Consider the following 13134-nt stretch of genomic DNA (forward strand, 5'->3'; position numbering starts at 1 on the left):
GCCGGCTGCGGCCCGTCCCGGCGGGGCTACCGCGCGTTGAAGTACTTCGCCTCGGGATGATGGATCACGATGGCGTCGGTGGACTGCTCGGGGTGGAGCTGGAACTCCTCCGAGAGCCGGACGCCGATCCGCTCGGGCTCCAGCAGCTCGGCGATCTTGGCGCGGTCCTCCAGGTCGGGACAGGCGCCGTAACCGAGGGAGAAACGGGCGCCCCGGTACTTGAGGTCGAACATGTCCTCGATCGCGGCCGGGTCCTCCCCGGCGAAGCCCAGCTCCGAGCGGACACGGGCGTGCCAGTACTCGGCGAGGGCCTCGGCGAGCTGCACGGACAGGCCGTGGAGTTCGAGGTAGTCGCGGTAGGAGTTGGCCTCGAAGAGCTTGGCGGTCTCCTCGCCGATGCGGGAGCCGACGGTGACGACCTGGAGGCCGACCACGTCGGTCTCGCCGGACTCCTCCGGGCGGAAGAAGTCGGCCAGGCACAGCCGGCGGCCGCGGCGCTGGCGCGGGAAGGAGAACCGGGTCCGCTCGTTGCCGTCGTCGTCCAGGATGATCAGGTCGTCGTCCTTGGAGACACAGGGGAAGTAGCCGTAGACGACGGCCGCTTCGAGGAGGTTGTCGGTCTGCAGCTTGTCCAGCAGCCCGCGCAGCCGGGGCCGGCCCTCGGTCTCGACGAGCTCCTCGTAGGTGGGTCCGTCTCCGGTGCGGGCCTGCTTCAGGCCCCACTGGCCCTTGAAGAGGGCGCCCTCGTCCAGCCAGGTCGCGTACTCCTTGAGCTGGATGCCCTTGATGACGCGGGTGCCCCGGAAGGGGGGCGTGGGGATCGGGTTGTCGGTGGCGACGTCGGAGCGGACGTGGCCCTCCTCCGGGCGTTCCTCGACGGCGGTGGCGCCGGCCGTGGCCCGTACCCGGCGCTGCCTCAGCTCGGGCAGGACGGCCCCCGGCACGCCGCGCTTGACGCCGATGAGCGCGTCCATCAGCCGCAGGCCCTCGAAGGCGTCGCGGGCGTAGCGGACCTCGCCCTCGTAGATCTCGTACAGGTCCTGCTCGACGTACGCCCTGGTCAGCGCAGCGCCGCCGAGGATGACCGGGAAGTCTGCGGCGAGGCCCCGCTGGTTCAGCTCCTGCAGGTTCTCCTTCATGATCACCGTGGACTTGACCAGGAGGCCGGACATGCCGATGACGTCCGCCCGGTGCTCCTTGGCCGCGTCGAGGATCGCGGAGACCGGCTGCTTGATGCCGAGGTTGACGACGTTGTAGCCGTTGTTGGACAGGATGATGTCGACGAGGTTCTTGCCGATGTCGTGGACGTCGCCGCGGACGGTGGCCAGCACGATGGTGCCCTTGCCCTCGGCGTCGGACTTCTCCATGTGAGGCTCCAGATGAGCCACCGCCGACTTCATGACCTCGGCGGACTGCAGCACGAACGGCAGCTGCATCTGGCCGGAGCCGAACAGTTCGCCGACGACCTTCATGCCGTCCAGCAGGGTGTCGTTGACGATGTCGAGGGCGGGGCGGGTCTGGAGGGCCTCGTCGAGGTCGGCTTCCAGGCCGTTCTTCTCGCCGTCGATGATGCGGCGCTTGAGGCGCTCCTCCAGCGGGAGGGCGGCCAGTTCCTCGGCCTTGCCGGCCTTCAGGGACTTGGCGGTGGCGCCCTCGAACAGCGCCATCAGCTTCTGCAGGGGGTCGTAGCCCTCCGCACGGCGGTCGTGGATGAGGTCGAGGGCGGTCTGGACCTCCTCCTCGCTGAAGCGGGCGATGGGCAGGATCTTGGAGGCGTGCACGATGGCGGAGTCGAGGCCCGCCTTCGCGCACTCGTCGAGGAAGACGGAGTTGAGGAGGATGCGGGCGGCCGGGTTGAGGCCGAAGGAGATGTTGGACAGGCCCAGCGTCGTCTGGACGTCGGGGTGGCGGCGCTTGAGTTCGCGGATCGCCTCGATGGTGGCGATGCCGTCCTTGCGGGACTCCTCCTGACCGGTGCAGATGGTGAAGGTCAGGGTGTCGATGAGGATGTCCGACTCATGGATGCCCCAGTTGCCGGTGAGGTCGTCGATGAGCCGCTCGGCGATCTCGACCTTCTTCTCGGGGGTACGGGCCTGGCCCTCCTCGTCGATGGTGAGGGCGATCAGCGCGGCGCCGTGCTCCTGGGCCAGCGCGGTGACCTTGGCGAAGCGGGACTCGGGGCCGTCGCCGTCCTCGTAGTTGACGGAGTTGATGACCGCACGGCCGCCGAGCTTCTCCAGCCCGGCCCGGATCACGTCCACCTCGGTGGAGTCCAGGACGATGGGCAGGGTGGAGGCGGTGGCGAAGCGGCCGGCGAGTTCGGCCATGTCGGCGACGCCGTCGCGGCCCACGTAGTCGACGCAGAGGTCGAGCATGTGGGCGCCCTCGCGGATCTGGTCGCGGGCCATCTCCACACAGTCGTCCCAGCGGGCCTCCAGCATGGCCTCGCGGAACTTCTTGGAGCCGTTGGCGTTCGTCCGTTCGCCGATGGCCATGTACGAGGTGTCCTGGCGGAAGGGCACCGTCTGGTAGAGCGAGGCGGCGCCGGGCTCGGGGCGCGGGTCGCGCGGGGCGGGAGTGAGGTCCCGGACGCGTTCGACGACCTGCCGCAGGTGCTCGGGGGTGGTGCCGCAGCAGCCGCCGATCAGGGAGAGGCCGTACTCGCGGACGAAGTTCTCCTGCGCGTCGGCGAGTTCGGGGGCGGTCAGCGGGTAGTGGGCGCCGTCCTTGGTGAGCACCGGCAGGCCGGCGTTGGGCATGCAGGACAGCTGGATGCGGGAGTGGCGGGCCAGATAGCGCAGGTGCTCGCTCATCTCGGCGGGGCCGGTCGCGCAGTTCAGGCCGATCATGTCGATGCCGAGCGGCTCCAGCGCCGTCAGCGCGGCACCGATCTCGGAGCCGAGCAGCATGGTGCCGGTCGTCTCGACCGTCACCGAGACGATCAGGGGGACGTCGTGTCCGGCCGTCCGCATCGCGCGGCGGGCGGCGACGACGGAGGCCTTCGTCTGCAGCAGGTCCTGGGTGGTCTCCACCAGCAGGGCGTCGGCGCCGCCCGCGAGCAGGCCCTCGGCGTTCTGCTGGTAGGCGTCCCGGATGGCGGTGAAGGTGGTGTGGCCGAGGGTGGGCAGCTTGGTGCCGGGGCCGATCGAGCCCAGCACCCAGCGCGGGCGGCCGTCGCGCGCGGTGTACTCGTCCGCCGTCTCGCGGGCGATGCGGGCGCCCGCCTCGGACAGCTCGGTGGTGCGTTCGGGGATGTCGTACTCGCCCAGGGCGGTGAGGTTCGCGCCGAAGGTGTTGGTCTCCACGCAGTCGACGCCCGCGTCGAAGTACGCGGCGTGCACCGAGCGGACGATGTCGGGGCGGGTGACGTTGAGGACCTCGTTGCAGCCCTCCAGCTGCTGGAAGTCCTCCAGGGTGGGGTCCTGCGCCTGGAGCATCGTGCCCATGGCGCCGTCGGCGACCACCACTCGGGTGGCGAGGGCCTCGCGCAGGGCGTCGGATCGGGCCCGGCCGGCGGCGGCGGACGAGGGGGACGGGTTCGGCAACGAGGCCATGGAGCTGCTCCCTGGAGTGCGACGGCTGTCGGCTTTGCGGCCTCCCATGGAAGCCGCACGCCGCAAGGGTAGCCCGGAGCGCCGCCGACGGTCAGGGCGGTCCACGGGGCGGACGGACGTGGCGTACGCGGCCGAGTGCGGTTTACTCCGACGACGCAGGCGAACACCGGACACCGCTCCGACACCACACGTACACCTCACGATCACACGGTCGCCGAAGGCGCACCGGACGGACACGGGACGGTCACAGGGTGGCACCGTGCGGGGACCGTGTCCGAAAAGCTGTCGACGGCCATTGGCGAGAGGTCGGCAACGACCGGTAGTGTTCGGCATTGCCGAACGTTGGAAGTTCAGTCGCGTACGGCGGCCGAAGGGGACGGAGGCAGGACGGCGATGGCACGGAACATCCAGTCGCTCGAACGGGCGGCCGCGATGCTGCGCCTGCTCGCGGGCGGCGAACGGCGGCTCGGCCTGTCGGACATCGCCTCGTCGCTGGGCCTCGCCAAGGGCACCGCCCACGGCATCCTGCGCACGCTCCAGCAGGAGGGGTTCGTCGAGCAGGACGACGCCTCCGGGCGCTATCAGCTGGGCGCGGAGCTGCTGCGGCTCGGGACCACGTACCTGGACGTCCACGAGCTGCGGGCACGCGCCCTGGTCTGGACGGACGACCTGGCCCGTTCCAGCGGCGAGAGCGTCCACCTGGGGGTGCTGCACCAGCAGGGGGTGCTGATCGTGCACCACGTCTTCCGGCCCGACGACAGCCGGCAGGTCCTGGAGATAGGCGCCATGCAGCCCCTGCACTCCACGGCCCTCGGCAAGGTCCTCTCGGCGTACGACCCGGTGGCGCACAGCGAGGTCCTGGAGGCCGAGCGCAAGCCGTTCACCGACCGGACCGTCCACGCCCTGGAGGACTTCGAAGGGGTTCTGGACCTCACCCGCGCACGGGGGTACGCGGCCGACGTGGAGGAGACCTGGGAGGGTGTGGCCTCCGTCGCCGCCCCCATCCACGACCGGCGGCGCATGCCCGTGGGCGCGGTCGGCATCACCGGCGCCGTGGAGCGGCTGTGCCGCGAGGGCGAGCCGCGCCCCGAGCTGGTCGCGGCCGTGCGGGACTGCGCCCGCGCGGTGTCGCGGGACCTGGGCGCCGCCCGGTTCTGACCACCGCCCGTCCGCCCGTACGGCGAAGGCCGGGACACCCCGCGGGGTGTCCCGGCCTTCGCCGTACGGGCGCGTGCCCCGCGCCCGGCCGCTCGGCCCTGCGCGGCTGCTCGCTCGGCCCTGCGCGACCGCTCGCGAGGCCCTTTAGCAGCAGTTTCAAGATCGATGGGCCGGTTCGATCAATAACGATCGCGTTTTCGACAACAGAGCTCTTGACGCACCTGAGACACCGAGCAAGACTCCCGTCCATCGGTCGACATTGTCGAACACCTACCGGCAATACGCGCTAGAGTGTGACAACGCCATGGGCCGAACTCTTTCCCCTGGACGAAGGACAAAGGAGTCGCGGGTGTCCAGCTCCGACATCTTCATCGGCGAGACCATCGGTACCGCCATACTCATCCTGCTCGGCGGCGGCGTCTGCGCGGCCGTCACGCTGAAGGCCTCCAAGGCCCGTAACGCCGGTTGGCTCGCCATCACCTTCGGGTGGGGTTTCGCCGTTCTGACGGCCGTCTACACCTCCGCGCCGCTTTCCGGCGCCCACCTCAACCCGGCCGTCACCCTCGCGCTCGCGCTGAAGAAGGACGGCATCCCCTGGGGCGACGTCCCGATCTACTGGGGCGGTCAGCTGCTCGGCGCGATGATCGGCGCGGCGCTGGTCTGGGTCGCCTACTACGGCCAGTTCCACGCCCACCTCACCGACCGCGAGATCGTCGGCGAGCCGGCGGAGGCCGCCAGGACCAAGTCCGTGGAGGCCCGTGAGCTGGGCGCAGGCCCCGTGCTCGGCATCTTCTCCACCGGCCCCGAGGTCCGCGTCGCCTGGCAGAACGTCGCCACCGAGGTCATCGGCACCATCGTGCTCGTCATCGCGGTCCTGACCCAGGGCCTCAACGGCGACGGCAAGGGCCTCGGCACGCTCGGCGCCCTGATCACCGCGCTCGTCGTGGTCTCCATCGGTCTGTCCCTCGGTGGCCCGACCGGTTACGCGATCAACCCGGCCCGTGACCTCGGCCCGCGCATCGTGCACGCCCTGCTGCCCCTGCCCAACAAGGGCGGGTCGGACTGGAGCTACGCCTGGGTCCCGGTGGTCGGCCCCCTGATCGGTGCCGCCATCGCCGCAGGCCTCTACAACGTCGCATTCGCCTGAGAAGACCGCCCAGCCGCCGTTCCGCGGGTCGGTCCCGCGGAACGCTCAGCACGCGCCGTACGTACAGCCCGTTGACCAGTTGACCTTTCAGGAGAGCACCGTGACCGACGCCCACACCGCCGGCCCCTTCATCGCCGCGATCGACCAGGGCACGACCTCGTCCCGCTGCATCGTCTTCGACCGCGACGGACGCATCGTCTCCGTCGACCAGAAGGAGCACGAGCAGATCTTCCCCAAGCCGGGCTGGGTCGAGCACGACGCCACCGAGATCTGGACCAACGTCGAGGAGGTCGTCGCCGGAGCCATCGCGAAGGCCGGCATCACCCGCGACGACATCAAGGCCATCGGCATCACCAACCAGCGCGAGACCACGCTGCTCTGGGACAAGAACACCGGTGAGCCCGTCCACAACGCCATCGTCTGGCAGGACACCCGCACCGACGCCCTCTGCCGGGAGCTCGGCCGCAACGTCGGGCAGGACCGTTTCCGCCGCGAGACCGGCCTGCCGCTGGCCTCGTACTTCGCCGGTCCGAAGGCCCGCTGGCTGCTCGACAACGTCGAGGGCCTGCGCGAGCGCGCCGAGGCCGGGGACATCCTCTTCGGCACCATGGACAGCTGGGTCATCTGGAACCTGACCGGCGGTGTCGACGGCGGCCACCACGTCACCGACGTCACCAACGCCTCCCGCACCATGCTGATGAACCTGCACACGCTGGAGTGGGACGAGAAGATCGCCGAGTCCATCGGCGTCCCGCTGAACATGCTGCCCGAGATCCGCTCCTCCGCCGAGGTGTACGGCGAGGTCACCGGCGGCCGCCTCGGCGACCTGCTGGGCGGCATCCCGGTCGCCTCCGCGCTCGGCGACCAGCAGGCGGCCCTGTTCGGCCAGACCTGCTTCGAGGAGGGCGAGGCGAAGTCCACGTACGGCACCGGCACGTTCATGCTGCTGAACACCGGCGAGAAGATCATCAACTCCTACAGCGGCCTGCTGACCACGGTCGGCTACCGGATCGGCGACCAGAAGCCGGTCTACGCGCTGGAGGGCTCGATCGCCGTCACCGGTTCGCTGGTGCAGTGGATGCGCGACCAGATGGGCCTGATCTCCACGGCCGCCGAGATCGAGACCCTCGCGCTCTCGGTCGAGGACAACGGCGGCGCGTACTTCGTACCGGCCTTCTCCGGACTCTTCGCCCCGTACTGGCGCTCCGACGCCCGCGGTGTGATCGCCGGCCTGACCCGGTACGTCACCAAGGCGCACCTCGCGCGTGCCGTCCTGGAGGCCACCGCGTGGCAGACCCGTGAGATCACGGACGCCATGACCAAGGACTCGGGCGTCGAGCTCGCGGCCCTCAAGGTCGACGGCGGCATGACCTCCAACAACCTGCTGATGCAGACCCTCTCGGACTTCCTCGACGCACCCGTGGTGCGCCCGATGGTCGCCGAGACCACCTGCCTCGGCGCCGCCTACGCCGCCGGACTCGCCGTCGGCTTCTGGAACAGCACCGACGACCTGCGCGCCAACTGGCGGCGGGCCGCCGAATGGACCCCCCGCATGGACGCGGAGACCCGCGACCGTGAGTACAAGAGCTGGCTCAAGGCCGTCGAGCGGACCATGGGCTGGATCGAGGACGAGAGCTGAGCCAGAGCCCTCGACGGCTCCGACACCGGCTCTGATGAGGAGTAATAACCCGACATGACCAGTCAGACCACCCTGCAGACCCTGCCTGCCCTGGGGACGCGCCCGGCGTCCGGCTCGAACCCGAGCCGTGCCGAGACCCGGGAGCAACTCTCCAAGGCGTCGTACGACCTCCTCGTGATCGGCGGCGGCATCCTGGGCATCTCGACCGCCTGGCACGCCGCGCAGTCCGGGCTCAGGGTGGCTCTGGTCGACGCCGGCGACTTCGCCGGCGCCACCTCCTCCGCCTCCTCCAAGCTGCTGCACGGCGGCCTGCGCTATCTGCAGACCGGCGCGGTGAAGCTGGTGGCGGAGAACCACTTCGAGCGCCGTGCGGTGTCCCGTCAGGTGGCCCCCCACCTGGCGAACCCGCTCACGTTCTACCTCCCCGTGTACAAGGGCGGGCCGCACGGCGCGGCGAAGCTCGGGGCGGGCGTCTTCGCCTACTCGGCGCTGTCGGCCTTCGGTGACGGCGTGGGGCATCTGCTCTCGCCGTCGAAGGCCGCGCAGGACGTGCCCGAGCTGCGCACCGACAACCTCAAGGCCGTGGCCGTGTACGGCGACGACCAGATGAACGACTCCCGGATGGCTCTGATGACGGTCCGCGCGGCCGTCGAGTCGGGTGCCGTCGTCCTGAACCACGCCGAGGTCACGGGGCTGCGGTTCACCAGGGGCCGGGTGACCGGTGCCGAGCTGCGCGACCGGCTGTCCGGCGACGAGTTCGGCGTCAGCGCCCGGCTGGTGCTGAACGCGACCGGGCCGTGGGTGGACCACCTGCGCAGGATGGAGAACCCGGACGCGGCCCCCTCCATCCGCCTGTCCAAGGGCGCGCACCTCGTGCTCAAGCGGACGGCTCCGTGGAAGGCCGCGCTCGCCACGCCCATCGACAAGTACCGCATCACCTTCGCCCTCCCCTGGGAGGACATGCTGCTGCTCGGCACGACCGACGAGATGTACGAAGGCGACCCGGGCGATGTCGCGGTCAACGACAAGGACATAGCCCAGATCCTGGACGAGGCCGCGTTCTCCATCCGGGACCAGCAGCTCGACCGGGACCTGATCACCTACTCCTTCGCCGGTCTGCGGGTGCTGCCGGGCGGTCCCGGTGACACCGCGAAGGCCAAGCGCGAGACGGTCGTCACCGAGGGCCGGGGCGGCATGCTGTCCGTCGCGGGCGGCAAGTGGACGACCTTCCGGCACATCGGCCGCACGATCATGAAGAAGCTGGAGGCGCTGCCGGGGCACCCGCTGGGTGAGGACTTCGAGCCGGTCGGCTCGCTGCCGAAGAAGCTGCCGCTGCCGGGTGTCGCCAACCCGCGCGCGGTCGCCCACCGGCTCCTCGTCGACCGCCCGGCGCCCGGCCCCCGTATGGGTGCCGACACCGCGCGGCACCTGGCCACGCACTACGGTTCGCTGGCCTTCGACATCGCCCGCCTCGCCAACGAGAACCCCGAGCTGGGCGAGCGCGTCCACCCGGACGCCCCCGAGATCTGGGCGCAGGTCGTCTACGCCCGCGACACCGAGTGGGCCGAGACGGCCGACGACGTCCTGCGCCGCCGGACGACGCTGACCATACGCGGCCTGGCGACGGACGAGGTCCGGGCGAAGGTCCAGGACCTGCTCGACAAGAAGTGAGCGGATCTCGGTGCCGGCCCCTCCCCTGACCTGGGCCCGCACCGAGACGGTCGGCCCCTGCTCCTCCGGGGCCGGACCACGGCATGGGGCGGTTCCCTCGACGGAGCCGCCCCTTCGTCGCCGGCCCGGTTGTCGGTGCCGGGTGCTTTCATGACCGCATGAACATCGATCATGCCGACCCCGCCGAACTGGCCGCCCTGCGCGCTGTCTTCGCCGTCGACGACAGCGGGGAGTCGGCGCTCGGCTGGGCCGCCGTGCGCGCCTTCGAGGCGGAACACTCGGTGGTGCTCCCCGAGCCGTACCGGACGTTCGTGGCGGAGATCTCCGACGGCTCGTCGCAGGGGCCGCCCGAGTACGGGCTCGTGGGGCTGGCCGAGCTGCCGGCGGACTGGGGCGAGGACGGCGCGGACCGGGTCCTCGGCGAACCGTTCCCGCTCACCGCGCCCTGGCTGTGGGAGGAGGACGAGGGCCCGTACGACGACTGGGACGAGGCCGTCGGCAAGGTCTACGACCACGGCTCGATCGTCCTCGGCACGGACGGGTGCGCCATGAACTGGCATCTCGTCGTCACCGGCCCCCACCGGGGCCACATATGGCACATCACCGACGTGGGCGCGATGCCGTTCGGCGCGGAGTTCGGGCACACGACCTCCGCGCCCGGCTTCGGCGGCTGGGTGGCGCACTGGGCCGCCGGGAAGGAGTGGTTCGACGCCGAGTCAGCCCAGTGGTGAGGCCACGAGGTCGCGTACGGTGTCCGGTGAGGTCAGCTCCGTACGGCGGACGATGAGTTCGCGGCCCAGGAGCAGGGCCCGGCGGGAGGCCGGGGCCGGGTCGTCCAGGGTCGTCAGGTCCGTGAGGTGGGCGAAGCCGATGACACGGCGGACGAGTTCCGTGCCGGCGAAGCCCAGGGACTCCGTCCAGACGCGGGTCAGGAAGCGCTCCAGGTAGGCGTCGTCGAAGAAGGTGTCGACGCGGGTGGGCCAGAGACGGCGGAACTCGGTCTCGAAGGCGTCCCAGGACAGCCGGAGCTGGTCGCCGTGGTCCGTGAGGGTGCCGAGGGCGCGGGCCCGTTCCTCGGAGACGAGCGCGTTGGCCCAGTACAGGCCGAGGTCGAAGCCGATGGGGCCGACGAAGGAGAACTCGGGGTCGAAGACCCGTACGACATGGGCGCCGTCGCGTTCGCCGACCATGACGCTGCCCGAGTGGAGGTCGCCGTGCAGGAGGGCCTGGGCGCTCGTCATGAAGACATGGCGCAGGTCGGCGACCTCGGTGCGCAGGGCGGTGTCCGCGCGGAAGGCGGCGGCCAGGCCGTCCAGCGCCGGGTGCCAGTGGTTGTGTTCGTGCTCGACGTACGGCTCGGAGAGGACGACGTCCTCGGTGATCCTGCACAGCTCGGGGTTGACCGAGACGGCGATCAGCGCCTTGCGGTCGGCGGAGTCCATGCCGAAGTCGCTGGTGGCGAAGGAGAGCCGGGCGACGAGGCGGCCGATCTGCGGGGAGGTGTGCGGGCCGTAGGAGGCGCCCTCGTTGAGCAGGGTGCGCAGGACCTCCAGGTCGGACAGGTCCTCCATGACGAGGGTGTGGTGCTCGGGGTCGTAGCCGTGGACGGCGGGGATCTCGTCGGGCGCGACCCTGGCGAGCTGCTCGTACGCGCGGGCCTCGGCGTCGGCGCGGTCGGGGCTCAGCGGCCAGGACGGGCCGGCCACACGGACCCAGGGCAGCGCCTGCTTGAGGGCGAGACCGCGGGTGCCGGCGGCGTTCGAGGCGAGGAAGACCCGGTTGACGTTGCCGTCCGACACCTCGCGGACGGTGATGTCGCCGGTGTCCTCCCAGTGGCCCCGCTCGCGCAGGTACGCGGGGATGTCGTCGGTCTCCAGGATGCGGTAGCCCATGGTCGGTGAACTCCCTTATGCGGTGCGGCGCTTGGACAACGTGAAGCTGAAGACCAGGGCGAGGATGAGGACCGCGCCCTCGACGACGTCCTGGGTGTAGTACGGCAGGCCCTTGATGGTCAGGCCCGTGGTGATGATGCCGATGAGTACGGCGCCGAGGGCGGTGCCCCAGACGTTCGGGCGGCCCCGGCCGAGGACCGAGGTGCCGACCAGTGCCACGGCGACCGCCTCCAGCAGCTGGGAGGTGCCGGCGCTCACATCGCCCTGGCCGATGCGGGAGGCCAGGATCAGACCGCCGACCGAGGCGAGGACACCGGACAGGACGTACGCCAGCGCGCGGTACGCGCCGACGCGGATGCCGGCCAGACGGGAGGCTCGGGGTTGGCGCCGATCGCGTAGTGCCCTCCTGGACCAACTCCCAGGCGGTCAGCCGGGATCCCTGGAGAAGGGGACGTTGTCTCGTCGGCGTAGACCACTTCGAGGCGGCCGCGCGCGTGGAGTTCCCGGACGACGCCGAGAGCCGTGCCTCACCCGGCGGTCGCGAGCGCCCCCGTGTTGCAGTGCGTCAGCACCCGCAGCGGACGGTCGACGTCCACCCGCTTCAACAGCCAGTCGGCGCCGTGCGCGCCCATCGCCCGGTTCGCCTCGACGTCCTCGCGCTGGACGGCGGCGGCCTCCTCCAGCACCGCCTCCAGCCCCTCGTCGAAGCGGGTCATGACACGGTCCACGCACACCATCAGGTTCACGGCGGTCGGGCGGGCCGCACGGACCCGGGCCACGGCGGCACGCACCTCCTCGGCCGACCAGCCCTCGCGCTCCCCCTGCAGCAGCGCGATCGCCACGCCGTACGCTCCCGCGGCCCCGATCGCGGGCGCGCCGCGGACGACGAGGCGCTGGATGGCGGTGATCAGCGCGCCGACCTCACGGATCTCGACCGTCTCCGTGCGGTGCGGCAGGACCGTCTGGTCGATGAGCGCAAGGCTGTTTCCGGTCCAGTCGACGGCGCGCAGTTCCTGGGGCATAGCGGGGCACTCCTGGTGTTCCGACGGTGCCCGACACCGTACATGACCTCGGAGAATCGACGGGAACCACAGTTCGAAGCGGCCGGACGGGCCCGCCCCCGCCTGTGCCTCGCCCGTACCGCCCACGCCGACCACCAGGCCGACGGACGCGGGCGCGACCTCGGCCGATCTGGATGCTTTGGCCTGATAGAGGCGAGGGAGCCTCCATAATGGCCTGAGACATCGGATGTCTGAAACGACAAGGGAGGGGCCCACCCATGGCAGTCACCGACGAGGCGATCGAGAAGATCAAGGGGATGATCGTCTCCGGCGCCCTGCGCCCCGGCGACCGGCTCCCGAAGGAGAGTGAGCTGGCCGCCGACCTCGGGCTGTCCCGCAACTCCCTGCGCGAGGCCGTACGTGCCCTGTCCCTGATCCGCATCCTCGACGTACGGCAGGGCGACGGCACCTATGTCACCAGCCTCGACCCCCAGCTCCTGCTCGAAGCGCTGAGCTTCGTCGTCGACTTCCACCGCGACGACACGGTCCTGGAGTTCCTCGCCGTGCGCCGCATACTCGAACCCGCGGCGACGGCGATGGCCGCCCTGCGGATCAGCGAGCAGCAGCTGGACGCGCTCACGACCCAGCTGGACAGGCTCGGCACCGACCCCTCGGTGGAGGAACTGGTCGCCTGCGACCTGGAGTTCCACCGGGGCATCGTGCAGAGTTCCGGCAACTCGGTCCTGTGCTCGCTCCTCGACGGTCTGTCGGGGCCGACCACCCGGGCCCGCATCTGGCGCGGTCTGACGCAGGAGGACGCCGTCAGCCGGACCCTGCACGAGCACCGCGCCATCCTGGCCGCCCTGCGCGACCGGGACGCCGACGCCGCGCGTTCCTGGGCCACGGTGCACATCGCGAGCGTGGAGCAGTGGCTGCGGTCCACGCTCTGACAAGTCGATCACGCGCGACCCTCGTCGCCCACGAGGGTTTGTGCCGTGCGAACGGGGCATTGATCCGTTCACTCCCCCGTGCAAGGGGGCTGCGGAGGCTCCCGCCGCACGCCGTAAGGTTG

9 protein-coding genes and 1 pseudogene are annotated in these 13134 nt (G+C 70.8%); 6 read left to right on the forward strand and 4 right to left on the reverse strand.

From position 1 onward, the window contains the following. Positions 1-26: 26 nt before the first annotated feature. Positions 27-3554, reverse strand: coding sequence for a methionine synthase (metH, locus tag ACZ6BB_RS14565; protein WP_471615548.1), 3528 nt, complete (start codon positions 3552-3554; stop codon positions 27-29). A 393-nt stretch (positions 3555-3947) separates the two neighbouring features. On the opposite strand from metH, the gene ACZ6BB_RS14570 reads away from it, so the two are divergent. From ACZ6BB_RS14570 to ACZ6BB_RS14590, 5 genes are all read left to right on the forward strand, one after another. Beyond that, positions 3948-4712, forward strand: a complete 765-nt coding sequence (locus tag ACZ6BB_RS14570) for an IclR family transcriptional regulator (RefSeq protein ID WP_471615549.1) — start codon at positions 3948-3950, stop codon at positions 4710-4712. Positions 4713-5061: 349 nt separating this feature from the next. After that, positions 5062-5859, forward strand: coding sequence for an MIP/aquaporin family protein (locus tag ACZ6BB_RS14575; protein WP_471615550.1), 798 nt, complete (start codon positions 5062-5064; stop codon positions 5857-5859). 100 nt (positions 5860-5959) lie between these two features. Continuing rightward, complete coding sequence (gene glpK / locus ACZ6BB_RS14580; protein WP_471615551.1) at positions 5960-7498, forward strand: glycerol kinase GlpK; 1539 nt, start codon at positions 5960-5962, stop codon at positions 7496-7498. 54 nt (positions 7499-7552) lie between these two features. Further along, a complete protein-coding gene (locus tag ACZ6BB_RS14585) occupies positions 7553-9169 on the forward strand; it encodes a glycerol-3-phosphate dehydrogenase/oxidase (RefSeq protein WP_471615552.1) in 1617 nt (538 codons plus the stop codon). A gap of 158 nt (positions 9170-9327) precedes the next feature. Then, a complete protein-coding gene (locus ACZ6BB_RS14590; protein ID WP_471615553.1) occupies positions 9328-9900 on the forward strand; it encodes an SMI1/KNR4 family protein in 573 nt (190 codons plus the stop codon). Here the strand turns inward: ACZ6BB_RS14590 and mtnK are convergent. The 3 genes and pseudogenes from mtnK to ACZ6BB_RS14605 all read right to left on the reverse strand — a co-directional run. Further along, positions 9886-11061 (reverse strand): S-methyl-5-thioribose kinase, encoded by a 1176-nt coding sequence (mtnK, locus tag ACZ6BB_RS14595; protein ID WP_471615554.1) that lies wholly within the window; start codon positions 11059-11061, stop codon positions 9886-9888. The genes ACZ6BB_RS14590 and mtnK overlap by 15 nt on opposite strands. 15 nt (positions 11062-11076) lie before the next feature. Continuing rightward, positions 11077-11427 carry an ABC transporter permease gene (locus tag ACZ6BB_RS14600; RefSeq protein ID WP_471615737.1) on the reverse strand — a complete coding sequence of 117 codons (351 nt, stop codon included), beginning with the start codon at positions 11425-11427 and terminating at the stop codon, positions 11077-11079. Between the two features lie 30 nt (positions 11428-11457). Next, positions 11458-12083: pseudogene (locus tag ACZ6BB_RS14605) on the reverse strand (translation initiation factor eIF-2B alpha/beta/delta subunit family protein); the annotation flags it as partial. Positions 12084-12340: 257 nt separating this feature from the next. Here ACZ6BB_RS14605 and ACZ6BB_RS14610 point away from each other — a divergent pair. Continuing rightward, positions 12341-13012 carry a FadR/GntR family transcriptional regulator gene (locus ACZ6BB_RS14610; protein ID WP_471615555.1) on the forward strand — a complete coding sequence of 224 codons (672 nt, stop codon included), beginning with the start codon at positions 12341-12343 and terminating at the stop codon, positions 13010-13012. The last annotated feature ends 122 nt before the right edge of the window (positions 13013-13134 follow it).

This window comes from Streptomyces sp. NPDC041108, from assembly GCF_055592645.1.